Annotated in this window: 21 protein-coding genes; 19 read left to right on the top strand and 2 right to left on the bottom strand. The window is 68.2% G+C overall.

Going from position 1 to position 23,443, the window contains the following annotated elements; translation table 11 throughout:
- Position 1 precedes the first annotated feature (1 nt).
- The 9 genes from ALI44B_RS04255 (at position 2) to ALI44B_RS04215 (ending at position 10,664) form a co-directional block, all read left to right on the top strand.
- Positions 2-1,090 (top strand): ABC transporter permease, encoded by a 1,089-nt coding sequence (locus tag ALI44B_RS04255; protein WP_077053448.1) that lies wholly within the window; start codon positions 2-4, stop codon positions 1,088-1,090.
- Entirely contained in the window at positions 1,087-2,799 is a 1,713-nt protein-coding gene (locus tag ALI44B_RS04250; protein WP_077053447.1) for an ABC transporter ATP-binding protein, read from the top strand. The genes ALI44B_RS04255 and ALI44B_RS04250 overlap by 4 nt, the downstream gene beginning before the upstream one ends.
- 195 nt (positions 2,800-2,994) lie before the next feature.
- Positions 2,995-4,017, top strand: a complete 1,023-nt coding sequence (locus ALI44B_RS04245) for a TerC/Alx family metal homeostasis membrane protein (RefSeq protein ID WP_077053446.1) — start codon at positions 2,995-2,997, stop codon at positions 4,015-4,017.
- 140 nt (positions 4,018-4,157) lie between these two features.
- On the top strand, positions 4,158-5,768 hold the full coding sequence (gene leuC, locus ALI44B_RS04240; RefSeq protein WP_238592051.1) for a 3-isopropylmalate dehydratase large subunit: 1,611 nt from the start codon (positions 4,158-4,160) through the stop codon (positions 5,766-5,768).
- 2 nt (positions 5,769-5,770) lie between these two features.
- Complete coding sequence (gene leuD / locus ALI44B_RS04235; RefSeq protein WP_077053445.1) at positions 5,771-6,367, top strand: 3-isopropylmalate dehydratase small subunit; 597 nt, start codon at positions 5,771-5,773, stop codon at positions 6,365-6,367.
- A 19-nt stretch (positions 6,368-6,386) separates the two neighbouring features.
- Positions 6,387-7,757, top strand: coding sequence for a UDP-N-acetylglucosamine 1-carboxyvinyltransferase (gene murA, locus ALI44B_RS04230; RefSeq protein WP_077053444.1), 1,371 nt, complete (start codon positions 6,387-6,389; stop codon positions 7,755-7,757).
- Positions 7,758-7,761: 4 nt separating this feature from the next.
- Positions 7,762-8,550 carry a lysophospholipid acyltransferase family protein gene (locus ALI44B_RS04225; protein WP_077053443.1) on the top strand — a complete coding sequence of 263 codons (789 nt, stop codon included), beginning with the start codon at positions 7,762-7,764 and terminating at the stop codon, positions 8,548-8,550.
- Positions 8,551-8,575: 25 nt separating this feature from the next.
- Positions 8,576-9,667 carry an NAD(P)H-dependent glycerol-3-phosphate dehydrogenase gene (locus ALI44B_RS04220; RefSeq protein WP_496507427.1) on the top strand — a complete coding sequence of 364 codons (1,092 nt, stop codon included), beginning with the start codon at positions 8,576-8,578 and terminating at the stop codon, positions 9,665-9,667.
- Positions 9,570-10,664 carry a D-alanine--D-alanine ligase family protein gene (locus ALI44B_RS04215; RefSeq protein ID WP_077053441.1) on the top strand — a complete coding sequence of 365 codons (1,095 nt, stop codon included), beginning with the start codon at positions 9,570-9,572 and terminating at the stop codon, positions 10,662-10,664. The genes ALI44B_RS04220 and ALI44B_RS04215 overlap by 98 nt, the downstream gene beginning before the upstream one ends.
- Positions 10,665-10,737: 73 nt before the next feature.
- Here ALI44B_RS04215 and ALI44B_RS04210 read toward each other — a convergent pair whose 3' ends face one another.
- The gene (locus tag ALI44B_RS04210) at positions 10,738-11,358 is read right to left on the bottom strand and encodes a DUF3515 family protein (RefSeq protein WP_077053440.1); all 621 of its coding nucleotides are present in this window, start codon (positions 11,356-11,358) and stop codon (positions 10,738-10,740) included.
- 24 nt (positions 11,359-11,382) lie between these two features.
- Between ALI44B_RS04210 and thiL the strand changes: the two genes are divergently transcribed.
- Positions 11,383-12,375, top strand: coding sequence for a thiamine-phosphate kinase (thiL, locus tag ALI44B_RS04205; protein WP_077053439.1), 993 nt, complete (start codon positions 11,383-11,385; stop codon positions 12,373-12,375).
- 120 nt (positions 12,376-12,495) lie between these two features.
- Here the strand turns inward: thiL and ALI44B_RS04200 are convergent, their stop codons facing one another.
- Positions 12,496-13,065 carry an RsmD family RNA methyltransferase gene (locus tag ALI44B_RS04200; protein ID WP_077053438.1) on the bottom strand — a complete coding sequence of 190 codons (570 nt, stop codon included), beginning with the start codon at positions 13,063-13,065 and terminating at the stop codon, positions 12,496-12,498.
- Positions 13,066-13,122: 57 nt separating this feature from the next.
- Here ALI44B_RS04200 and ALI44B_RS04195 point away from each other — a divergent pair, with 57 nt between their 5' ends.
- The 9 genes from ALI44B_RS04195 to mutM all read left to right on the top strand — a co-directional run bounded on the left by ALI44B_RS04195 (position 13,123) and on the right by mutM (position 23,400).
- Positions 13,123-15,333, top strand: a complete 2,211-nt coding sequence (locus ALI44B_RS04195; protein ID WP_077053437.1) for an ATP-dependent DNA helicase RecG — start codon at positions 13,123-13,125, stop codon at positions 15,331-15,333.
- Positions 15,334-15,406: 73 nt separating this feature from the next.
- Positions 15,407-15,886 (top strand): pantetheine-phosphate adenylyltransferase, encoded by a 480-nt coding sequence (gene coaD / locus ALI44B_RS04190; protein WP_077053436.1) that lies wholly within the window; start codon positions 15,407-15,409, stop codon positions 15,884-15,886.
- Complete coding sequence (locus ALI44B_RS04185; RefSeq protein WP_077053435.1) at positions 15,883-16,911, top strand: AAA family ATPase; 1,029 nt, start codon at positions 15,883-15,885, stop codon at positions 16,909-16,911. Before coaD ends, ALI44B_RS04185 begins: the two co-directional genes overlap by 4 nt.
- A 5-nt stretch (positions 16,912-16,916) precedes the next feature.
- The gene (locus ALI44B_RS04180) at positions 16,917-18,239 is read left to right on the top strand and encodes a DUF58 domain-containing protein (protein ID WP_083709514.1); all 1,323 of its coding nucleotides are present in this window, start codon (positions 16,917-16,919) and stop codon (positions 18,237-18,239) included.
- Positions 18,236-20,608 (top strand): transglutaminase TgpA family protein, encoded by a 2,373-nt coding sequence (locus ALI44B_RS04175; RefSeq protein WP_083709512.1) that lies wholly within the window; start codon positions 18,236-18,238, stop codon positions 20,606-20,608. The genes ALI44B_RS04180 and ALI44B_RS04175 overlap by 4 nt, the downstream gene beginning before the upstream one ends.
- Before the next feature lie 137 nt (positions 20,609-20,745).
- Complete coding sequence (locus ALI44B_RS04170) at positions 20,746-21,240, top strand: YceD family protein (RefSeq protein WP_077053971.1); 495 nt, start codon at positions 20,746-20,748, stop codon at positions 21,238-21,240.
- Between the two features lie 2 nt (positions 21,241-21,242).
- Positions 21,243-21,446 (top strand): 50S ribosomal protein L32, encoded by a 204-nt coding sequence (rpmF, locus tag ALI44B_RS04165; protein WP_077053432.1) that lies wholly within the window; start codon positions 21,243-21,245, stop codon positions 21,444-21,446.
- A gap of 103 nt (positions 21,447-21,549) precedes the next feature.
- On the top strand, positions 21,550-22,293 hold the full coding sequence (gene rnc, locus ALI44B_RS04160) for a ribonuclease III (RefSeq protein WP_077053970.1): 744 nt from the start codon (positions 21,550-21,552) through the stop codon (positions 22,291-22,293).
- A gap of 141 nt (positions 22,294-22,434) precedes the next feature.
- Entirely contained in the window at positions 22,435-23,400 is a 966-nt protein-coding gene (gene mutM / locus ALI44B_RS04155; protein WP_077053431.1) for a bifunctional DNA-formamidopyrimidine glycosylase/DNA-(apurinic or apyrimidinic site) lyase, read from the top strand.
- Positions 23,401-23,443: the final 43 nt, after the last annotated feature.

Here is a 23,443-nt window from a genome sequence, read left to right as displayed (position 1 = left end):
CATGACCGTCACGACCCCCAAAACCGTTCCCGACGCCCCCGACCGCAAGCGCAGCCTGCTGTCGCGGTTGCCCATCGTGCACCAGGTGCGCCAGAGCATGGGCATCCAGCGCTTCATGCTCGTGGCCGGCCTCGTCGTCACGGGACTGTTCATTCTCACGGCCCTTTTCGCGCCGCTGCTCGCCCCCTACGGCTATTCGCAGTTGCGCGGCGACGACGGAGCCTTCGGTTCTCAGCAGGCCCCGAGCGCCGAGCATCTGTTTGGCACGACGGTCGGCGGCTACGACGTGCTGTCGCGCACCATCTGGGGCGCGCAGACGGCCCTCTCGGTCGTCATCGTGGCCGTCATCCTGTCGATCTTCGTCGGCGTGTTCCTCGGCCTCGTGTCGGGCTACTTCGGCGGATGGCTCGACCGCGTGCTCGTCGTCGTGTGCGACGCCATCTACGCGTTCCCCACGCTGCTGCTCGCCATCGTCATGTCGATCGCCATCTCGGGCGGACAGTCGAGCCTGTGGGGTGGCGTCTTCGCGGCCGCCATCTCGATCACGGTCGTGTTCATCCCGCAGTACTTCCGGGTGATCCGCGCCGAGACCGTGCGCATCAAATCCGAGGCGTATGTCGAGAGCGCCAAGGTCGTGGGTGCCAGCAACGCGCGCATCATCTTCCGCCACGTGCTGCGCAACGCCACGCGCACGCTGCCGCTCATCTTCACGCTCAACGCCTCCGAGGCCATCCTCACCCTGGCGGGCCTCGGCTTCCTGGGCTTCGGCATCGAGCCGACCTCGGCCGCCGAGTGGGGCTTCGACCTCAACAAGGCCATCGTCGACGTGTCGTCGGGCGTGTGGTGGACGGCGCTGCCCCCGGGCATTGCCATCGTCCTCGCGGTCCTCGGCGTCACGCTCGTGGGCGAGAGCCTGAACGACCTGGCCGACCCGCGCCTGCGTGGGCGACGACGTGTCGCCGCGGCATCCGGAACCGTAGCCGCCACCTCGGTCGTCCCGGGTGGCGTGCAGACCGCCGGGCCCGCGGGTCTCGGCGGCCTCGAATCGGGAGAGACATTCGGCGACGACGGAATCGAGACCAGGCCATGACCACAGCGACAACCCCCGGGGCGGATGCCTCCACCACCCGTCCGGCCGCCGTCCTCACGATCGAGCAGCTCGACGTCTCGTTCTCGACCGACGCGGGAGCGGTCAAAGCCGTCGATCGCGTAAGCCTGAGCGTCGCGCCCGGCGAGGTCCTCGCCATCGTGGGCGAATCGGGCAGCGGCAAGACCGTCACGGCCAAGACCATCCTGGGTCTCTTGCCCGAGACGGCGACGGCCGGCGGAGCGGTCATCCTCGCCCGCCGCGACGGCAGCGATTCGCACGACATCCTCTCGCTCGACCGCAAGGGTCTGCGCGAGGTGCGGGGCCGCGACGTCTCGATGGTCTTCCAGGAGCCGTCCACGTCGCTCAACCCGGTCTACACGGTCGGATGGCAGATCGCCGAGGGCATCCGCGCCCACAACAAGGTCTCGAAGAAAGAGGCCAGGCAGCAGGCCATCGAGATCCTCGGCAAGGTCGGCATCCCCGACCCGTCGACGCGCGTCGACTACTATCCGCACCAGTTCTCGGGCGGACAGAAGCAGCGCGTCGTCATCGCCATGGCGCTCGTCTTGAACCCCGGCCTCATCGTGGCCGACGAGCCCACCACGGCGCTCGACGTCACGGTGCAGGCCGAGATCCTCGATCTGCTGCGCCGCTGCCGCGACGAGTTCGGTGCGGCCATCGTGCTCATCACCCACAACATGGGTGTCGTGGCCGACCTGGCCGACCGCGTCGCCGTCATGTATCAGGGCGAGCTGGTGGAAGAGGCCCCCGTGCGCGAGCTGTTCGCTGCGCCGAAGGCCGACTACACGCGCAAGTTGCTCGAGTCGGTGCCCCGCATCGGCCAGCGCGTGCACGGTTCGGCCGAGGAGCGTGCCAAGAAAGAGTCCCTCGAGACGGCCGAAACGCTCGTCGAGGCATCCGGTCTGCGCATCGAATACCCCGGCCGCCTCGGCCGCGGTTCGTTCACGGCCGTCGACGGTGTCTCGTTCCAGATCCGCGCGGGCGAAGTGCTGGGTCTCGTGGGGGAGTCGGGCAGCGGCAAGACCACCATCGGTCGCGCCATCGCCGGGCTCACGCAGGTCACGGGCGGTTCGCTCACGGTGCTCGGCACGGAGATGAACGGTGTCAAGGAGCGTCACTTCAAGAAGACGCGCCAGGACATCGGCTTCGTGTTCCAAGACCCGGCATCGAGCTTCAACCCGCTGCTCACGATCGCCGATTGCGTGGCCGAACCGCTGCGCATCCACCGGCGCTCGCTGGGCGAACGCGAGACGCAGAAGAAGGTCGGCGAACTGCTCGAGGCCGTGCAGCTGCCCAAGGCGTTCGGCGCGCGCTACCCGCACGAGCTCTCGGGCGGACAGCGTCAGCGCGCCAGCCTCGCCCGTGCCCTCGCGCTCGACCCGAAGCTGCTCATCGCCGACGAGCCCACCTCGGCGCTCGATGTGTCGGTGCAGGCGCGCGTGCTCGAACTCTTCGCCGAGATCCAGCGCGAGTTCGGTTTCGCGGCCCTGTTCATCTCGCACGACCTGGCCGTGGTCGACCTCCTGGCCGACCGCATCGGCGTGCTCTACCACGGCGAACTCGTCGAAGAGGGCACGAGCGAGCAGATCCTCACGGCACCGCGCAACGACTACACGCGCACGCTGCTGGCATCGCTGCCCGTTCCCGACCCCGACGCGCAAGCGGCCAAACGCAACCGCAACCGCTAGTCGCTTCGGGCTGCTGGTTTCGCACAGACGGGGTGGATGCTCGAGCATCCACCCTGTCGTCGTGCAAGCGGCTGCTGCACCACCGTGTCCGCCTGTGGCAAGACCCTTCCCGCGCCGCTTGCCGGCACTATGCTTGACCCTTGCGCAGGGGGTATCCCGCACACGCGCACACCCCTTCGAAAGGCCCTGCCCACCATGCATCCCGTTCTGCCCCTCCCGTTCGAGATCGGCTCGTACGTCGTTCTGCTGCTGGTGTTGGCCTTCGACCTGCTCTACGTCGTGAAGCGCCCGCACATCCCCTCGATGAAGGAAGCGACCCTGTGGGTGGTGTTCTACGTCGGGCTCGCGCTCGTGTTCGCGTTCCTCATGCTGCAGTTCGCGGGCGGTGAGTTCGCGGGTCAGTTCCTGGCCGGATGGCTCACCGAATACAGCCTGTCGATCGACAACCTCTTCGTCTTCGTCATCCTCATGGCGCGTTTCAGCGTGCCGCGCAAATACCAGCAAGAGGTGCTCATGGTGGGCATCATCATCGCGCTGGTGCTGCGAGGAATCTTCATCCTTCTGGGCGCACAGCTGATCGAATCGTTCAGCTTCATCTTCTACATCTTCGGCGCGTTCCTGCTGTTCACGGCGTTCCGCCAGGCCTTCGGTCACAACGACGACGCCGAGGACGGCGAGACCCGCCTGACGACCTTCATGAAGCGCAAGCTCAAGGTCACCGACGAGTTCGACGGATCGAAGATCCGCACCACCATCGACGGCAAACGCTTCTTCACGCCCATGATCGTGGTCTTCATCGCCATCGGCACGACCGACCTCATCTTCGCGATCGACTCGATTCCCGCCATCTTCGGCATCACGCAGAGCCCGTTCATCGTGTTCACGGCCAACGTGTTCGCGCTCATGGGCCTGCGCCAGCTGTACTTCCTGCTGGGCGGACTGCTCGACCGCCTCGACTACCTCAAGTACGGCATCGCCTTTATCCTCGCGTTCATCGGCGTGAAGCTCTTCTTCCATGCCATGCACGAGAACGAGCTGCCCTTCATCAACGGCGGCGAGCACATCGAGTGGGCCCCCGAGATCGACACCTGGACCTCGCTCGGCGTCATCATCGGCGCCATGGCCATCGCCACCATCGCGAGCCTCATCAAGGACCGCCGCGACCGCAAGCGCGGCGTCACGGCCCCGCCCGTACACGCGCCCTCCGACGACGCTTAGGCGACCAGCAGGATGGTAGTCTGACGGGATGTTGTTCGGTCTGCTCCTTCTTAGCTGCCGCGACGAGGCCTAGTTCCAGGCATCCCTCGACGCGGAGTTTGCCGGTGCCTGACCACCCCCTTTCTCGAAGGAAAACGTCAATGCAGCAAGCATCGAACACGTCAGCATCCGGCACGCCGGTTGCGAGCGCTAATTCCACGACGGGCGCCGCGAACCTCGCCGGGCAGCCCGATCGACAGAGTCAGCCCGACCAGATGAGTCAGCCCGATCAGACGAGCCAGCCCGAGCATGCCGTCGTCGCCGACGCGCACGCCTCGGCCGCAGCTGTCGCCGCCGACAACGGTGGGCCCCGCACGCTCGCCGAGAAGGTCTGGGCCGACCACCTCGTCGTCAAAGGCGAGGACGGCACGCCCGACCTCATCTACATCGACCTGCACCTCGTGCACGAGGTCACGAGCCCGCAGGCCTTCGACGGCCTGCGCCTCGCCGGGCGCCCCGTGCGTCGGCCCGATCTCACGATCGCCACGGAGGACCACAACACGCCGACCGTCGCGATCGACAAGCCCATCGCCGACCTGACGAGCCGCACCCAGATTCAGACGCTGCGCAACAACGCCGAAGAATTCGGCATCCGCCTGCACTCGCTGGGCGATATCGAGCAGGGCATCGTGCACGTCGTCGGCCCCCAGCTCGGCCTGACCATGCCCGGCATCACGGTCGTCTGCGGCGACTCGCACACCTCCACGCACGGAGCCTTCGGCGCCATGGCGTTCGGCATCGGCACGAGCGAGGTCGAGCACGTCATGGCAACGCAGACGCTGCCGCTCAAGGAGTTCAAGACCATGGCCATCAACGTCGAGGGAACGCTCCGCGAGGGTGTCACGGCCAAGGACATCATCCTGGCCGTCATCGCCAAGATCGGCACGGGCGGTGGCCAGGGTTACGTGCTCGAATACCGTGGCTCCGCCATCCGCGCGCTCTCGATGGAGGGCCGCATGACGATCTGCAACATGTCGATCGAAGCCGGAGCCCGCGCGGGCATGGTCGCACCCGACGAGACCACGTTCGCCTACCTGAAGGGCCGCCCGCACGCGCCGGAGGGTGCCGACTGGGATGCCGCCGTCGAATACTGGCGCACGCTGCCGACCGACGAGGGCGCCCAGTTCGATGCCGAGGTGTTCCTCGACGCCGACGAGCTCGAACCCTTCGTCACATGGGGCACCAACCCCGGTCAGGGCGTCTCGCTCTCGCAGAACGTGCCAGACCCGTCGCAGATCTCCGACCCCAACGAGCGCGCCGCCGCCGAGCGGGCGCTCGAATACATGGACCTCGCCGCGGGCACGCCCATGAAGCAGATCCCTGTCGACACCGTGTTCCTGGGCTCCTGCACCAATAGCCGCATCGACGACCTGCGCGCCGCCGCCCAGATCATCAAGGGCAAGAAGAAGGCCGACAACGTGCGCATGATGGTCGTGCCGGGTTCGGCCCGCGTGCGCCTCGAAGCCGAGGCCGAGGGTCTCGACCAGATCTTCAAGGACTTCGGTGCCGACTGGCGTTTCGCCGGCTGCTCGATGTGCCTCGGCATGAATCCCGACCAGCTGGCCCCGGGCGAGCGCTGCGCCTCCACGAGCAACCGCAACTTCGAGGGCCGCCAGGGTAAGGGCGGGCGCACGCACCTGGTGTCGCCGCTCGTGGCCGCGGCCACCGCCATCCGCGGAACCCTGTCGAGCCCGAGCGACCTGGAGAACTGATCATGGAGAAATTCATCACCGTCGAGGGCATCGCGGCCCCGCTGAAGCGTTCCAACGTCGACACCGACCAGATCATCCCCGCCGTCTACCTCAAGCGCGTCACCAAGACGGGCTTCGAAGACGCGCTGTTCGCGGGATGGCGGCAAGACTCCGAGTTCATCCTCAACCAGGCCCCTTTCCAGGGCGCGAGCATTCTGGTAGCGGGACCCGATTTCGGCACCGGCTCGTCGCGCGAACACGCCGTCTGGGCGCTCCGCGACTTCGGTTTCAAGGTCGTGCTGAGCCCCCGTTTCGCCGACATCTTCCGCGGCAACTCGGGCAAACAGGGCCTCTTGGCTGCCGAGGTGGCCGAGGAAGACATCGAAAAGCTGTGGGCGGTCATCGACGCACAGCCGGGAATAAGCTTCACGGTCGATCTGGTTGCACAGACCGTGTCGGCGGGCGACCTCACAGTCTCCTTCGACATCGATGATTACACTAGGTGGCGGCTGCTCGAAGGTCTCGACGACATCGGACTGACGTTGCGCAACGAAGCACAGATCACCGCATTCGAAGAAACCCGAGCACCCTGGCGCCCGAAGACTCTTCCCGCCAGATAACGAAGTAATACAGGTGAAAATGACTACTCTTCTTCAAGATTCCTCCCGAGCCGGCGCGAGCGTCGGCCTCAAGGGTGACCGCATCACCATTCGTGGTGGGCGGCCTCTTCGCGGACGGATCGAGGTGAAGGGTGCCAAGAACCTGGTGACCAAGGCCATGGTCGCCGCCCTTCTCGGCGAGACGCCCAGCGTGCTGCGCGACGTTCCCGACATCAGCGATGTGCGGGTCGTGCGCGGCCTGCTCGAGGTGCACGGCGTCAAGGTCACGCCGGGCGACGAAGAGGGCACGCTGCTGCTCGACCCGTCGGCCGTCGAGTCGGCTCACATGGCCGATATCGATGCGCACGCGGGCTCCAGCCGCATCCCCATCCTCTTCTGCGGCCCCCTGCTGCACCGCCTGGGCGAGGCCTTCATCCCCGACCTCGGTGGTTGCCGCATCGGCGACCGCCCCATCGACTACCACCTCGAGGTTCTGCGCCAGTTCGGTGCCGTGGTCGAGAAGCTGCCGAGCGGCATCCGCATGACGGCCCCCAACGGCCTGTCGGGCACCAAGGTCGAGCTGCCCTACCCGAGCGTCGGCGCCACCGAGCAGGTTCTGCTCACGGCCGTGCGCGCGGCGGGTATCACCGAGCTGCGTGGCGCCGCCATCGAGCCCGAGATCATGGACCTCATCAACATCTTGCAGAAGATGGGTGCGATCATCTCGGTCGACACCGACCGCGTCATCCGCATCGAGGGCGTCGACCGCCTCGAGGGCTACACGCACCGCGCTCTCTTCGACCGCAACGAGACGGCCAGCTGGGCCGCTGCCGCCCTCGCCACCGACGGTGACATCTTCGTCGGCGGCGCGCGTCAGGCCGAGATGCTCACGTTCCTCAACGTGTTCCGCAAGGTCGGTGGCAAGTTCGAGATCCACGACGACGGCATCCGCTTCTACCACCCCGGCACGCCGCTGCGCCCCGTGGTCATCGAGACCGATGTGCACCCCGGCTTCATGACCGACTGGCAGCAGCCCCTCGTGGTCGCCCTGACCAAGGCCGAGGGCGTCTCGATCGTGCACGAGACCGTGTATGAACAGCGTTTCGGCTTCGTCGACGCCCTGGTCGACATGGGTGCCACCATCCAGATCCACAAGGAATGCCTGGGCGGCCAGGCGTGCCGCTTCGGTCAGCGCAACTTCAACCACTCGGCCGTCATCTCCGGCCCGTCGAAGCTGCACGGTGCCGACATCGTGGTGCCCGACCTGCGCGGCGGTTTCTCGCACCTGATCGCGGCCCTGAGCGCCGAAGGCTCCTCCACCGTCTCGAACGTCGGCATCATCAGCCGCGGCTACGAGAAGTTCATCACCAAGCTGGAACAGCTGGGAGCCGACTTCGTTCTCGAAGGCTGAACCCATGCCTGACCAGAAGTCCGAGCTGAACCCTCGACCCGGCCGACTGCGAGCGGGCCCCGAGAAGGCGAAACCGTCCTTCCTGTGGCCCCTCGCGGCGATCGTGGTGCCGGTGTCGTGGTCGATGATGCGGCTCAAGATCCGCAACCCCGAGATGCTTCCGCGCACCGGGCCCTTCATTCTCGCGCCCAACCACTACAGCGAGATCGACCCCATTGTGGTCGCCCTCGCGGTGTGGAAGATCGGCCGCGCGCCGCGCTTCATGGCCAAGGCGGGGCTGTTCAAGAACAAGCTCCTCGGCTGGACGCTGAAGAAGGCGGGGCAGATCCCGGTCGAACGCGAAGGCTCGACGCGCGGCAACGACCCCGTGTCTGCCGCGGCGCAGCTCGTCAAGGCCGGCCAGGGCGTCATCGTCTACCCCGAGGGTTCGCTCACGCGCGACCCCGACATGTGGCCCATGCGCGGCAAGACGGGCGCGGTGCGCATTGCGCTGACCCACGACATCCCGGTCTACCCGATCGCGCACTGGGGCACGCAGAAGGTCATGGCGCGCTACTCGAAGAAGATCAACTTCTTCCCGCCAAAGCGCATCGACCTGCTGCTCGGCGAACCCGTCGACCTGTCGGCCTTCGCCGGCCGCCCGCTCGACTCGGCAACGCTCACCGAGGCGACCTCCGCGGTGATGGATGACATCACGAAGCTGCTCGAGCAGCTGCGCGGCGAGAAGGCACCGGCCGAACGCTGGGACCCGTCCAAGCACAACCAGAAGGAGACGGGCCGCTTTGAGTCGTAAACCCGCCGGCGCGACACGCGTCGCCGTGATCGGTGCTGGCAGCTGGGGCACGACCTTCGGCAAGATCCTCGCCGACGGCGGCACCAGTGTCACGATGTGGGCGCGCCGCCCCGAGCTGGCCGACGACATCCGCCTGCGCCACCGCAACAGCGATTACCTGCCGGGCGTCACGCTGCCCGAGAACCTGACCGCCGAAAGCGATCTCGCCGCCGCCGTGCGCGGTGCCGCGCAGATCTACGTCTCGGTGCCGAGCCAGACGCTGCGCGACAACCTGGTCGCTCTCAAGCCGCTCATCGGCCCCGACACCATCGTCGTCTCGCTCATGAAGGGCGTCGAAAAGGGCACGGGCCTGCGCATGAGCCAGGTGCTCGAAGAGGGTCTCGGCATCGATCCCTCCCGCATCGCCGTGGCCTCTGGGCCCAACCTGGCCCTCGAGATCGCGAAGGAACAGCCCACCGCGGCCGTCATCTCGTCGTCGAACCTCGAGACCGCCCAAGCCGTGGCCCTGCTCGCGCGCAACCGCTACTTCCGCACATTCGTCAACACGGATGTCATCGGCACCGAGTTCGGCGGCGTGCTCAAGAACCTCATCGCCGTCGCCATCGGCATCGTCGACGGCGTCGGCTACGGCGAGAACACCAAGGCGTCGATCATCACGCGCGGCCTGGTCGAGATGACCGACTTCGCGGTCGCCCACGGGGCAAAAGCCGAAACGCTGTCGGGTCTCGCGGGGCTCGGCGACCTCATCGCCACCTGCCAGTCCCCGCTGTCCCGCAACAACACGGCGGGCCGGCTGCTCGGCCAGGGCTACAGCTTCAACGCCGTCGTGAAGCAGATGCAGCAGACGGCGGAGGGCCTGGCATCCGTGGCCCCCATTCTCGAACTCGCGCGAACCATCGGCGTCGACATGCCGATCGTCCAACAGGTCGAACAGGTGCTGAACGGTACTCTCAACCCGAAAGACATCGCCCCCCACCTCACCACCGACTCTGATGAACCTCAGGGCGAAAGGACGAACGATGAACCCCAAGCCGACGGTGGCAGTTCTCTTTGGCGGCCGTTCCAGCGAGCACTCCATCAGCTGCGCCACGGCGGGCGGGGTTCTGGCGGCAATTGACCGCACGCGTTATGACGTGATCCCCGTTGGCATCACGCGTGACGGCGCCTTCGTGCTCGAGGTCGACGACCCGGCGCGGTTCGCACTCAACGCCGCGAAGCTGCCCGAGGTGCTCGACAACGGCACGCGCGTGCAGTGGCCCGACAGCACGCGCTCGCGCACACTGCGCGTCGTGCGCGAAGACGGCACCGTCGACGTGCTGGGCGATATCGACCTGGTGTTCCCGATCCTGCACGGTCCCTACGGCGAGGACGGCACCATCCAGGGCATGCTCGAGCTCACCGATATCCCGTATGTCGGGTCGGGTGTGCTCGCGTCGAGCCTCGGGATGGATAAGCATTTCACCAAGACGGTTCTGCAGCAGGCCGGCATCCAGGTGGCCCCGTGGCGCACCATCACGGCCCTCGACTATGCGACAGAACCGTCGGTGGCCGAGCAGGCGCTCGAAGAGCTCGGCGCTCCCGTGTTCGTCAAGCCGGCCCGGGCCGGGTCGAGCGTCGGCGTGAGCAAAGTGAGTGATGCCGCCGAACTGCACCGCGCCATGGGTATCGCGTTCGACGAGGACGACAAGGTGCTCATCGAATCAGGTATGCCGGGCCGCGAGGTCGAGATCGCCGTGCTCGGTGGCCGCCCCGGCGAACACGCGCGAGCCTCGGTGGCCGGCGAGGTCATCATCACGGGTCGCGACTTCTACGACTTCGACGCCAAATACCTCGACGCCCCCGGCATCGAGTTGGTGTGCCCGGCCGCGCTGACCGACGCCGAGCTCGCGGGCCTGCAGGACGTTGCTGTGCGCGCTTTCGACGCCATCGGCGCCGAGGGCCTGGCGCGTGTCGACTTCTTCCTCTCGGGCGACGACCTCGTGGTCAACGAGATCAACACCATGCCCGGGTTCACGCCCATCTCGATGTTCCCCACGTGCTGGATGGCCTCGGGGCTCAGCTACCCCGAGCTCATCACCGAGCTCATCGAGGTCGCGGTCGCCCGACGCGGCTGATCGCGCCGCGTGCGGTCGCAGCGCGCGCCAGCGGCACGGGAGGCGGCACAGTATCGGGCGTTACGGCCGGGCTTTACGGAGCGGGCGTCGGGTTTGACGGCTCCGTCGTGGGGTCCGTCGACGGCTGGGTCGAAGGTTCGGTCAACGGCTCGGCCGGGTTGACCGGCGTCGCCGTCGGGTCGCCGTTGTCCGAGCCGACACCGCCGAGAACGTCTTCGGGGCCCGTGCATGCCTTCGTCGCGGGGATGGTCGACACGGCCGGCCCCAGGTCGATGAGGGCCGTCGTGCCGCTGACGCCGCCCGTGTCGGCATCCGAGTTCACGAAGACCTCGATGGCGGGCGTGCGGCCGTAGGTGGTGTAGCGGTAGTTGGGCTTGTCGCTGTCGTCGGCGATCCAGTCGATGCCGTTGAGCGACACGCACGTGTCGGTGGTCGGCCCGGGAACCGCGACGCCGCAGTGCAGCAGGACGGCCGCCGGTGTTCCCCATGCGCCTGTGGCCTGCGCGTCGGTGTCGCGCTGCGGTTTGCCGGCCACGGTGTCGGGCAGCCGCACGGTCACGTCGGCGCATGCCGGGTTGTTGGCGTCGGGCGCCGAGGTGGCGGTCACGGTGGGCGCGCAGCCGGTGACGACCAGGGCGAGCGCGACGGCTCCGAGGGCACTGACGAGGGGGAGGAGGCGTTTTCGGGAAGACATCGCTTCCAGGCTACCGTTGTCGATATGTCGTCCTCAGGCTCCGACCCCCAGCTCGTCGGACACACAGCAGAGTCGGAGCTACTCGCCCGCATCCTGCCCCGTTTTCGCGCGGCCGACGCCGCGCTCGTGGGCCCGGGCGACGATGCAGCAGTGGTGCGCGCACCCGATGGATGCTTCGTCGTCACGACCGACCTCATGGTGCACGGTCCCGATTTTCGGATGGCCTGGTCGACGCCGTTCGAGCTCGGCTGGAAGGCTGCGGCATCCAATCTCTCCGATGTCGCGGCGATGGGAGCCCGTCCGACGGCCCTGGTCGTGGCACTGGCGGCGACGGCCGACCTGCCCGTCGAATTTCTCGAGCAGCTGGCCGACGGCATCCGCGAGGGGTGTGCGGCCATGGCGCCGGGGTGTGGCGTCGTCGGCGGAGACCTCTCCGTGTCGGCCACTCTGACCATCGCGGTGACGGCTTTCGGCGATCTGGAGGGCCGCGAACCCGTCCTGCGCTCGGGTGCTCGGGCCGGCGACGTGTTCGCGATCGCGGGCTCGATGGGCCGCGCCGCCGAGGGCCTCGACCTGTTGTTCCGGCACGGCGTCGACGCCGACGGGCATCCTGATGTCGAGGCAACGGCCCGCTTGCGCGCCGAATACCCCGATCTCATCCGCGCCCAGACCGCGCCTCACCCGCCCATCGGCCACGGCGTCATCGCCTCGAAGGCCGGCGCCACGGCAATGATGGATGTTTCGGACGGCCTGCTCCTCGACGCATCCCGCCTGGCCGCGGCATCCGGGGTGCGGCTCGACATCTCGGGTGCTGCGCTCGAACCGCACGGCCGGTTCGCGCTGCGTGGGGGAGAGGACCACTCACTCCTCGCGGCGTTCCCGACCGAGGATGCCGTCCCAGAGGGCTTCACGGTCATCGGCCGCGTCGTGCCGGGCCACGGCGTGAGCCTCGACGGCACCGACCTCGACCCGCATGGTTGGGACCCCTACAGCTCGTGGAGTGGCGCGCAGGGCTGACTCTGGATATCGGTGCGATGTTGCTCAGGTGCCAGCTTCGTCGCGCCGCGGGGCCCGAGCCAGTCGTTCCGCGGTGAGGCAACTCAGGCAGTCTTCGGAGCGCAAGTCGCCCAGAATGACCTATTCTTCGACGGGCCCGACCCACCACAGAGTGGTCTCGCCGTAATCTTTGCGGCGCTCGACTTCGAGGGCCGCGGGCAGCGTGGGTTGCGGCGTCCGAGCGGAGCGCTCGACCACGACACTCGCCCCCGGCGCCAGGAGCGGTGCCAACGACGCGAGAACCGCCGCCAACTCGTCTTCGCCCACGTCATAGGGCGGGTCGATGAACACGATGTCCCAGTTTCCCGCCGGTGCTCCATCCAAGAACCCCTGCACCGACTTGGCATGTACATCGATCGGGATGTCGCCAGCCAGCGCCTTGCGCACGACCGTCGCGTTGCGGCGGCACACCTGTGCCGCCTCGGCCCCGCGCTCGACCAGATCGATGTGGACGGCCCCGCGGCTCGCGGCCTCGAGCCCCAGTGCCCCGGACCCGGCGTACAGGTCGAGAACGCGCGCCTCGCGCACGAGGTCGCGCGCGTCGAGGGCCGAGAAGATGGCCTCGCGCACGCGGTCGCTCGTGGGCCGCGTGCCGCGCTTCGGCACCTGCAGGGTGAGGGATCCGGCCGCGCCGGCGACGATTCGGGTCACCGCTCCACGATAGCGGGACGACCGGCCGATGTCGGTGGCCCCGAATAGACTCGACGCATGACCGAGTCCCCGCTTGATGCCGCGCTGTCGGGCATTCTCGGTGGGCGCACGGCCACGGCTTTCGAGAAGGCCTTCGGCCTGCGCACGGTCGGCGACCTCCTGGCGCACTACCCGAGGCGTTATGCCCGCCGTGGTGAGTTGACGGCGCTCGATCAGCTGCCCATCGGCGATGCGGTCACGATCGTGGCCGAGGTGATCGAGGTGCGCGAGCGTCCCATGCGGGCCCGCCGTGGCTCCATCCTCGAGGTCAAGATCACCGACGGCGAAGGCATCCTCACCCTCACGTTTTTCAATCAGGCGTGGCGGGCCAAGGACCTGTCGCCCGGTGTGCGCGGCATCTTCGCGGGCAAGGTCGGGGCCTATCGCGGGGCGCTGCAGCTCGCGCATCCCGATTACGAGCTGTTCGACGAGGCGTCGCGCCCGGCCGACTCGCAGGCGGCCAAGAAGTGGGCGCAGATGCCCATTCCCATCTATCCGGCCACGTCGACGATCGCGAGCTGGCAGGTGCAGAAGTCCGTCGAGCTGGTGCTCGATCAGCTGCCCGCCCTCGACGACCCGGTGCCCGCCGAGGTGCGGTCCGAGGAGCAAATCCTCGGGCTCGGTGAGGCCTACGAACTCATCCACCGCCCGCAGAAAGACGCCGACTTCATGCGCGCGCGCGACACGCTGCGCTATCACGAGGCGTTCATTCTGCAGGCGGCGCTGCTGCAGCAGCGCCAGAGCGATCGCGCGCGCATCGCCACCGTCCGCGTGCCGAAGGACGGCGGGCTGCTCGACCGTTTCGACGACGCGCTGCCCTTCTCGCTCACGGGCGACCAGCAGTCCGTCGGTTCCGAGATCTTCTTCGACCTGGGCAGCCCCGCGCCCATGAACCGGCTCGTTCAGGGTGAGGTGGGCTCGGGCAAGACGCTCGTCGCCCTGCGCGCCATGCTGGCCGTGGCCGACTCGGGTGGCCAGTCGGCGCTGCTCGCTCCCACCGAGGTGCTGGCGGCGCAACACCTGCGCTCGATCGTGCGCTCGCTGGGCCCCGATCTCGCCGCCGAGCTCGTGCCCACCCTGCTCACCGGCCAGCTCTCCACGGCCGAACGCAAACGCGCCCTCCTCCGGGTCGTCAGCGGCCAAGCCAAGATCGTCGTGGGCACGCACGCGCTGCTGTCCGACACCGTCGGCTTCTACGACCTGGGCCTCGTCGTCGTTGACGAGCAGCACCGTTTCGGCGTCGAGCAGCGCGAGACCCTGCGGCAGAAGGGCCACGTGCCCCCGCATGTGCTCGTCCTCACAGCCACGCCCATCCCGCGCACCGTCGCCATGACCGTTTTCGGCGACCTCGACGTCAGCACCATCCACGAGTTGCCGGCGGGCCGCGCGGGCATCGAATCCTTCGTCGTGCCCACGGCAGACCGGCCGGGATGGATGGGGCGGGTGTGGCAGCGCGTCTCCGAAGAGGTCGCCAAGGGGCGGCAGGCCTTCGTCGTGTGCTCGGCCATCGACCGCGCCGTCGCCGAAGAGGGAGAGAATCTGCCCGCGACGGCCGATGACGCCTCTGCCTCTGCCTCGGCCTCGGAATCCGACCCGGCCGAGCCCGCGCCCGCGCTTCCGCACACCGTCGTCGACACGCTCGCCGAGCTGCAACGGCTCGACGCCCTCTCCGGGCTTCGCATCCAGGCGCTCCACGGCCGCATGTCGTCTGAGGAGAAGGACGCCATCATGCAGTCCTTCGCGGCCGGTGACACCGACATCCTGGTCGCGACGACCGTCATCGAGGTCGGCGTCGACGTGCCCAACGCCTCCACCATGGTGGTCCTCGACTCCGACCGCTTCGGGGTGTCGCAGTTGCACCAGTTGCGCGGCCGCGTGGGCCGTGGCCAGCACGCGGGCCTGTGTCTGCTCGTCACGGGTGCCCCCGTCGAGACGACCGCGCGCGAGCGAGTGGAAGCCGTGGCATCCACCATCGACGGTTTCGAGCTGGCCACCATCGACCTCGAGCTGCGGCGCGAGGGCGACGTGCTGGGCAACCGCCAATCCGGCGGGCGGTCCTCGCTCAAACTGCTGCGCGTCGTCTCCGACGGCGACCTCATCATGCGCGCCCGTGTGCACGCCGGTGAACTCCTCGCGGGCGATCCCGATCTGGCGCAGCATCCCGCCCTGCGTTCGGCCCTCGAGCGCCGCCTCGACGACGCCGAGCGTGCGGCGCTCTCCAAGAACTGAGAGGCTTCCTCACCCTCCCTGACGATTGTCTGATCGTCACGGAAAGGTAACGACCGGCCGGTAAGCTGGAGCGATGCAGAGGATCGCCGTTGTTCCCGGCTCGTTCGACCCTGTCACCCTGGGTCATCTCGACGTCATCGAGAGAGCTGCGGGGCTGTTCGACCAGCTCCACGTGCTCGTCGTCCACAACCCCGACAAGGCCGCCCTGCTGCCCATCGCGCAGCGCGTCGCCCTGCTCGAGAAGTCGGTCGCGGCCCTCGGCATCACCAACGTCGTCGTCGCGTCCTGGAGCGTCGGCCTCCTCGTCGACTACGCCACGGATGTCGGAGCCACCGTGCTCGTCAAGGGCATCCGCTCGCAGGTCGACGTCGCCTACGAGACGCCCATGGCCATCGTGAACCGCAACCTGGCCGGCGTCGAGACGATCTTCCTGCTGCCCGACCCCGCCCACGCGCACGTCTCCAGCTCGCTCGTGCGACAGGTCGCCTCCCTCGGCGGAGACATCCGACCCTACGTTCCCGCGCCCGTCGCCGACTTCTTGCAGGAATCATGACCACCTATCCCACCAGCGCGCCCACCGACGGGCAGGCCTCGTCCGCGACATCCGATATCGCCATGACGATCGAGGAGGCCACCGAGGTCGTCGCGCGCGTGCAGGCCAACGTCGAGCACGTCATCGACGGCAAATCGGCCGAGATCCGCACGGCCCTCGTCGTGTTGCTGGCCGAGGGGCATCTCCTGATCGAAGACGTTCCGGGCGTCGGCAAGACCATGCTCGCCAAGGCCCTGGCCAAGTCGGTGCACTCGACCGTGAGCCGCATTCAGTTCACGCCCGACCTGCTGCCCTCCGATGTCACGGGCATCTCGGTGTACAACCAGGTCGACGGCCGTTTCGAGTTCAAGCCGGGTGCCGTCTTCGCGAACATCGTCATCGGCGACGAGATCAACCGCGCCTCGCCCAAGACCCAGTCCGCGCTGCTCGAATGCATGGAAGAGCGCCAGGTCACGGTCGACGGCTCGACCTACCCGCTGCCCACCCCGTTCACGGTCGTGGCCACGCAGAACCCGATCGAGATGGAGGGCACCTACGCGCTGCCCGAGGCCCAGCGCGACCGCTTCATGGCGCGCATCTCGATGGGCTACCCCGACGAAACCGCCGAGCTGCGCATGCTGAGCTCGCGCAACGAGGCCAACCCGCTGCAGGCGCTCGAACCCGTGCTCTCGACGGCGGGACTGCGACGCGTGATCGCGACCGTGCACCACGTCTACGTCGCCGAGGCCGTGAAGCAGTACGCCGTGCACATCGTGCGGGCCACGCGCGAGCACCCCGACATCCGCCTGGGCGGCAGCCCGCGTTCCACCCTGCAGCTCGTGCGTGCGGCCAAGGCCCTCGCGCTCGTGTCGGGCCGCGACTTCGTTCTGCCCGACGACATCGACGCGCTCGTGCTGCCCGTGCTGGGCCACCGCGTCGTGCCGACGGGCCGTGCCCTCGGCCAGCACCAGTATGCCGACCAGCTCGTCGCCGGCATTCTCGCGGGCATCGTCGAGAACACGCCGGTCCCGGTTCCCGGGCGGTAGAACACATGGCCCGACGCTCACGTTCCTCCGGCGCCGCCGTGCGCCCGACCGTGCGCGGCTGGGGATTCCTTGCAGTAGCCCTCGCCTTTGTGGTGGCGTCGACGCTCATCGACCGCCGCGAGGGTCTCTACGTGGGCTTCTTCCTGCTCACGCTCGTGCTCGTCTCGGCCGTGCTGGTCTGGATGGTGCGGCCCCGTGTGCAGGTGCGCCGACGTTTCGCCGAGCCGGCCGTCGCCGTCGGCGAACTCGCGACCGTTCGCGTGGTCATCGAGGCCACGGGCTCGGCGCGCGGACTCAACCGCTGGGCCGAGCAACTTCCCGCGGGCTTCGGCGAGCAGGGCGGCGACCTCTGGTCGGCCGGTGCCGACGCGCGACGCTTCGGCGGCATGGTCGAATACCGCGTGCGGGCCCCGAAACGCGGGCGCTATCCCATCGGGCCCCTCTGGCTCGGCTACGGCGATCCACTGGGCCTGGCTGTAGCGCTCCGGCCCGCGGGCGAGGTCTCGACGCTGACGGTGACGCCGCGCGTGACCGTGCTCGACCAGCCGGGCGTGCTGACAGCTTCGGGCGAGGGCGGACGACACCAGCTCTACGTTCCCTCGAACCCGCGCGCCGACGAATTGATCGCGCGTGAATACCGTGCGGGCGATCCGCTGCGCCGCGTGCACTGGCGGCAGACGGCGCGCCGCGGCGAGTTGATGGTGCGGCAGGAAGAGCAGCAGGGTGACCCCGAGGCGTGTGTGGTGCTCGACACCACCGTAGCTCCGCGCGCGGCGTCGTCTGGCATGGGCGCGGGCGCGGCGAGCCCGGCCGCCGAAGCGGAGTTCGAGCGCGCGGTCGAGGCTGCGGCATCCATCGCGTTGCGGCTCTTGGCCGACGGTTTCGCCGTGACGGTCATCGAGACGGCGACCCCGCTCGAACGCCAGGGCGACCGCCTGGCCCCGCGCGTGCGCCACTACAGCCCCGGTGCGGCACCCACTTTGCTCATGGACCTTGCCGATGTACGCCGCGTCGTCACGACGTCCGACGACGACGTGTGGTCGGGCGTGGACGGCCACCTGCGTTCCCTCGGCGGCATGCTCCCGGTGTTCTGCGTGCTCACGGGCACCGGGACGGCCAGCTCGACACGCCTGGCCGCCGTAAAGGGCGCGGCCGATCCCGCCGTCGCGATCGTCGCCGCAGAAGCATTCCGCTCGGCAACCGAGCTACGCGACTCTCTTCTGACGAATGGATGGCGCGCCGCCCACCTGCCCGCCGGGCGCCCGCTCGATGATGCCTGGCGTCAGATCGCCGCGGGCGGTACCGACCGTGAGGGGGCTCTGCGATGAGTACGCAGGCACCGCCGCGCCCTTCGGCGCCACGGCCCTCCGGCAACAGCAATGGCAACGGTGGCGGTGGCGGTCGCGGCTCGTCGCCGACCCGCCCGGCCAACCGCTCCGTGTCCGATCACTCCCGCTTCGTCCGTCGCGTCCGCGCAACGACGCTCTGGCCCCTCACGCTCGCGCTCGTGGCGCTCTTCCTGGTCGCCATCAGCGGCCTCGCTCCCGTCATCGAGGGCATCGACTGGTGGTTCGAGCCCGCCCTCGTCGGCATCGTCGTGCTCGTGGGCGCCCAGATCATCCGCCTGCTCGGCGCCCCGCGCTGGGTGGCCTCGGTCGGCGCCGCACTGATCTGGCTGGCGAGCATCGTCGTGCTCTTCGCGGCCGGCGACTCGATCCTGTTCGTCATCCCCACACCCGCCAGCATCGATACGATCTCGTCGCTCGCGAACGCGGGCGCGGCATCCATCAATTCGCAGGCGACGCCCGCGACGCTCGACATCGGCATCCAGTTCCTCCTCGTCGTGGGCGCCGGGCTCTTCGCCGTACTCTTCGACGTCGTCGCCTTCACGGGCCGCATGCCGGCGGTCGTGGGCGTGCCGGTCGTCGGTCTCGCCATCGTGCCCGGCATCTTCACGGGTGACGTCGACCTGTGGTCGTTCTCCCTGTGCGCCGTGTTCTATGTGCTCGTGCTGTGGGCCGATGCGGGTGCGCGCCGCCTGGCCCGCCGCAGTTTCGGCAGTGTGGCGGCCGTGGGAGCCGCGGCTATCGTCGTCGCGCTGATCGCCACCCTCAACGTGCCCGGTTTCAACGGCGCCTCGCTCGTGCCGTCGTCGGGTGGTGTGCGCATCGGCGGGGGAGTGAGCCCGCTCATCGACCTCGGTAAGGACCTGCGGCAGCCCGGCACGAGCGAGGCCTTCCGCTACAGCACCACGAGCCAGGACCGCCAGTACTTCCGCCTCCTCACGCTCGACCAGTTCGATGGCACGACGTGGTCGTCGTCGAACTCCGACCGCACCGAGCGGAACGACGACGACACGACGATCGACATCCCGGGTCTCGGCCCCGATATCGCCACCACAGAGGCCACGACGCGCGTCGAGATCGAGACCATGGAGAGCCCGTGGCTTCCCGTGCCGTTCCCGAGCACCGAGGTCTCCGATCTGCGCGGCACCTGGATGTGGGATGTCGAGGGCCTCACGCTCTCGAGCCGCATCTCGAGCACGCGCGACCAGACCTACACGGCGACCAGCCAGAACATCGAGCCGACGCCCGAGCAGTTGGCCGAGGCATCCGCGGGCTTTCCTGAGGATGTCTCACGCTTCCTCGACCTGCCCGACGATGTGCCGGGAACGATCCAGGATGCCGCAAACCAGGCCACCGAGGGCGACACCACGGCCTATGAGCGCGCCGTCGACCTGCAGCAGTTCTTCCGCTCTGGCGACTTCCTCTACTCCGAATCGGCACCCGTCGACGAGGGCTACGACGGCGACGGGTTCGACGTCATCGCGCAGTTCCTCGAGAAGAAGTCGGGTTATTGCGTGCACTACGCGTCGGCCATGGCCATCATGGCGCGCCTCGAGGGCATCCCGGCGCGCGTCTCGCTCGGTTACCTTCCGGGAACGCGCTCGGGAGCGTCGGGCGACGAGATCTCGTATTCGGTCTCGTCAGACGATCTGCACTCGTGGCCCGAACTCTACTTCGAGGGTGTCGGCTGGGTTCCCTTCGAGCCCACGCCGAGCCGCGGCGAGGTGCCCGACTACGCCATTCCCGAGTCGACGTCGTCAACGTCTTCGGCGGCTCCCGTCGACCCTCAACAGCAGAACGGCCAGCAGTCCACGCCCACGCCGTCGGCCACAGCCCCCTCCGACACTTCCGTCGCCGAGAGCGCCGACGACACGACCCCTCCCGCCACGGCCCCGTTGCTCGCCCTCCTTCTGCTCGTCCTCGCCGCCGTCCCTGGCACGGTTCGAGCCCTGCGCCGCCGGCGCCGCCTCGGCCGTCTGCGTTCCGGAGCGGCGTCGGCGGATGTCGCGTGGCTCGAGATCTCCGAAACCGCCCGCGATCTCGGCCTCTCGGTTTCCGACGCCGCGACACCCCGACAGATCGCCGAGTCCTTGTCCACCGAGGTGCCGTTCGCGCCGCTCGAGTCCGCGCGCCTGACCCAACTCCTCGAGGCCGTCGAGCGGCTCCGTTTCGCCGGTGACCGCGCGGCCGGCCCGCCAGAGGGTGTCAGCCTCGAGCAGGCGACCACGACGGTTCTTGATGCCCTCGCACGCTCTCGCCCGACCGGTCGCCGCATCCTCGCCGCCGCCCTGCCGGCTTCAGTGCTCACCCCATCGGCTCGCCGCGAGCAGACCCCCGCCGACGCGCGCTGACGCGCGCCCCACCGCGTCCGCCCTGGGTGAAACGGCGCATCGTCTCAGCACACGGCGGGTAGACTCGCGGGGTGAGTTATGTGAAGAAGACGCCATTTACGGTGAACCTTCGGGACATCGTCCGGCATCCGGGCGAGATGCGCGAGCACGATTACGAGATCCCGTCGCCCGAGAAGCTCGGCGAGGGCCTCGTGTCCGTTCCGAAGGGCGAGCCGCTCTACCAGCGCGTCCGTTTCGAGTCGGTGCACGAGGGCATCCTGGTCACCGGAGAACTCGAAACCCGGGCCACGGGAGTATGCGGTCGATGCCTGAAAGATATCGTTCAGCCTGTCGAAGTCGAATTCCAGGAGCTTTTCGCGTATCCTAACGAGGAAGCATCTGAGTATGAGGTTCACGATGACCACGTGGATCTTGAACCTCTCATCAGAGACGCAGTGGTTTTGTCACTGCCGTTTCAGCCGGTTTGCCGGCCTGACTGCCCCGGTCTCGACTTAGAAACCGGCGAGCCGCTGGCCGAACAACCCGACGAAGACTCTCACGAACCCGTTGACCCTCGCTGGGCTGCGCTCGCGAGTTTCACCCCAGACATCAGCTCGAGAGACGTCGACGCTGCCGATACAGAAGAGAGATAACCATGGCTGTCCCGAAGCGGAAAAAGTCGCGCGCCAACACCCACGCCCGCCGTTCGCAGTGGAAGGCCGAAGTCCCCACCCTGGTGAAGACGGTCGAAAACGGCAAGGTCACCTACAGCCTGCCGCACCGCGCCAAGGTTGTCGAAGACTCCGCGGGCACCGCGCTGTTCCTCGAATACAAGGGCCGCAAGGTCGCCGACGTCTAAACAGACGCTCGGTTTATTCGGTATCGGTTCACCCGTGGCATCTGTCGAGAGCACCCCTGTCGAGAGCACGCCGCGCCGCGAATTGAACAACGCCGAACGCAGAATTGCCGGATCGGTCGACGCTGTTTCCCCCGCACAGGGAGAGCAGGTCGACCGGTCCGTTCTTCGTGACACGCTCGGAGTCGACCTCGACCCCGAGCTGTTGTCGTTGGCCCTGACCCACCGGTCCTACGCCTACGAGCACGGCGGCACGCCTCACAATGAGCGCCTCGAATTCCTCGGCGACTCCATCCTCGGTCAGGCCGTCACCGTCAAGCTCTACCGCGACAACCCCGAGTTGTCCGAGGGTGAGCTCGCCAAGCGCCGCGCCAGCGTGGTCTCCACGATCGCCCTCGCCGAGGTGGCCGAGCGCATCGAACTCGGTCCGCACATCCTGCTCGGCCGCGGCGAGATCCTCACCGGCGGCGCGCGCAAACCGTCGATCCTCGCCGACACGGTCGAGGCCATCATCGGTGCGGTCTACCTGGGTTGCGGTCCGGATGTCGCAACCGACCTGGTCCTCCGCCTCGTCGGGCCGCTCCTCGCCGACAGCGAGCGCTTCGGCGCCGCGATGGACCCGAAGACCAGCCTGCAAGAGGCGGCCGCCCGCCAGAATCAGCCGGCGCCGCACTACGACGTCACGAGCCAGGGCCCCGACCACGATCGCCGTTTCACGGCGGTCGTCACCGTCGGCCGGGTCGCGCGCGGCGAGGGAACGGGCTCGTCCAAGAAGCACGCCGAGATGGCCGCCGCCCTCCACGCCTGGTCGCAGCTCACGGGCTTCGTCAAGCCCGAGCGCACGCGGTGACGCACACCCCGGCCGGGCTGACGTCCACGTCGGTGCGTTCGGTACTTCCGGTGTCTACGCCGTTTCCGATGTCTGTGTCTTCTCCGGAAGCGACGGTGACCTCAGCGTCGAGAGTGTCGGCAGTGTCACGAGACGCTTCCCGTGCCTGAGCTCCCCGAGGTCGAGGTCGTTCGCGCCGGGCTGCAACCCGCCATCGTGGGCGCGCGCATCGTCGACATCGACATCTACGACGAACGCTCCCTGCGCCGCCACGACCGCGCCTCTGGAGCCTTCGTCGAACTTCTCCGCGGTCGCCGGGTCACTGCCGCCGTGCGTCGAGGCAAGTTCCTCTGGTTCCCCCTCGAGACCGGCGAGGATGAACGCCCCCGCGCGCTCGTCGGCCACCTCGGCATGAGCGGCCAGATGCTCCTCCGCGAGCCAGGCACGCTCGACGAGCGCACGCGCATCGGGCTGTCGCTCGAGCATCCGGAGCACGGCGATCTGCGCGTCAACTTCGTCGACCAACGCATCTTCGGCTCGCTCGCCATCGACACCCTCGTTCCCACGCGCGACGGTTTCCCCTCGGGTTTCGCCGGCGAGGTGCCGCCCGCCGCGCTCATCCCGTCGCAGGTGGCGCACATCGCGCGCGACCCGCTCGACCCGCACTTCGACGAGCTCGCCTTCTACGAAGCGCTCTCGCGCAAGAAGGTGGGCATCAAGCGCGTGCTGCTTGATCAGACCGTGGTGTCGGGCATCGGCAACATCTATGCCGACGAGTCGCTGTGGGCGGCACGTCTGCACTTCGAACGGCAGGCCGCGGCCCTCACGCGTCGCCAGGCCGCCGTGCTGCTCGACGAGGTGCGCACGGTGTTGCAGAAGGCTCTGGCCGAGGGCGGCACGAGCTTCGACGCGCAATACGTCAACGTCAACGGGGCATCCGGTTACTTCTCGCACAGCCTCAACGCCTACGGCCAGGCGGGCAAACCGTGCGGCCGCTGCGGCACCCCCATCGAACGCGTCTCGTTCATGAACCGGGGCTCACACTTCTGCCCGTTCTGCCAGAAGCGCCCGCGTGCGGCGAGGAAGACAGCGCCCGCGAGTGCTGGTCCCACCGCCGACAGGGCCTGAAACGCGCGGATGTCCGGGGCTCAGGGCACCGCATCCACTAGCG

Origin of the sequence: Leifsonia sp. ALI-44-B (assembly GCF_001984125.1) — a bacterium.
GTDB lineage: Bacteria > Actinomycetota > Actinomycetes > Actinomycetales > Microbacteriaceae > Okibacterium.
This window is presented reverse-complemented; position numbering and strand designations above follow the sequence as displayed.

Excerpts from the sequence above, each read along its gene's own strand:
- ALI44B_RS04255 (WP_077053448.1), top strand. The coding sequence starts at position 2 with ATGACCGTCACGACCCCCAAAACCGTTCCCGACGCCCCCGACCGCAAG.
- ALI44B_RS04250 (WP_077053447.1), top strand. The coding sequence starts at position 1,087 with ATGACCACAGCGACAACCCCCGGGGCGGATGCCTCCACCACCCGTCCG.
- ALI44B_RS04245 (WP_077053446.1), top strand. The coding sequence starts at position 2,995 with ATGCATCCCGTTCTGCCCCTCCCGTTCGAGATCGGCTCGTACGTCGTT.
- leuC (WP_238592051.1), top strand. The coding sequence starts at position 4,158 with ATGCAGCAAGCATCGAACACGTCAGCATCCGGCACGCCGGTTGCGAGC.
- leuD (WP_077053445.1), top strand. The coding sequence starts at position 5,771 with ATGGAGAAATTCATCACCGTCGAGGGCATCGCGGCCCCGCTGAAGCGT.
- murA (WP_077053444.1), top strand. The coding sequence starts at position 6,387 with ATGACTACTCTTCTTCAAGATTCCTCCCGAGCCGGCGCGAGCGTCGGC.
- ALI44B_RS04225 (WP_077053443.1), top strand. The coding sequence starts at position 7,762 with ATGCCTGACCAGAAGTCCGAGCTGAACCCTCGACCCGGCCGACTGCGA.
- ALI44B_RS04215 (WP_077053441.1), top strand. The coding sequence starts at position 9,570 with ATGAACCCCAAGCCGACGGTGGCAGTTCTCTTTGGCGGCCGTTCCAGC.
- ALI44B_RS04210 (WP_077053440.1), bottom strand. The coding sequence starts at position 11,358 with ATGTCTTCCCGAAAACGCCTCCTCCCCCTCGTCAGTGCCCTCGGAGCC.
- thiL (WP_077053439.1), top strand. The coding sequence starts at position 11,383 with ATGTCGTCCTCAGGCTCCGACCCCCAGCTCGTCGGACACACAGCAGAG.
- ALI44B_RS04195 (WP_077053437.1), top strand. The coding sequence starts at position 13,123 with ATGACCGAGTCCCCGCTTGATGCCGCGCTGTCGGGCATTCTCGGTGGG.
- coaD (WP_077053436.1), top strand. The coding sequence starts at position 15,407 with ATGCAGAGGATCGCCGTTGTTCCCGGCTCGTTCGACCCTGTCACCCTG.
- ALI44B_RS04185 (WP_077053435.1), top strand. The coding sequence starts at position 15,883 with ATGACCACCTATCCCACCAGCGCGCCCACCGACGGGCAGGCCTCGTCC.
- ALI44B_RS04180 (WP_083709514.1), top strand. The coding sequence starts at position 16,917 with ATGGCCCGACGCTCACGTTCCTCCGGCGCCGCCGTGCGCCCGACCGTG.
- ALI44B_RS04175 (WP_083709512.1), top strand. The coding sequence starts at position 18,236 with ATGAGTACGCAGGCACCGCCGCGCCCTTCGGCGCCACGGCCCTCCGGC.
- ALI44B_RS04170 (WP_077053971.1), top strand. The coding sequence starts at position 20,746 with ATGCGCGAGCACGATTACGAGATCCCGTCGCCCGAGAAGCTCGGCGAG.
- rpmF (WP_077053432.1), top strand. The coding sequence starts at position 21,243 with ATGGCTGTCCCGAAGCGGAAAAAGTCGCGCGCCAACACCCACGCCCGC.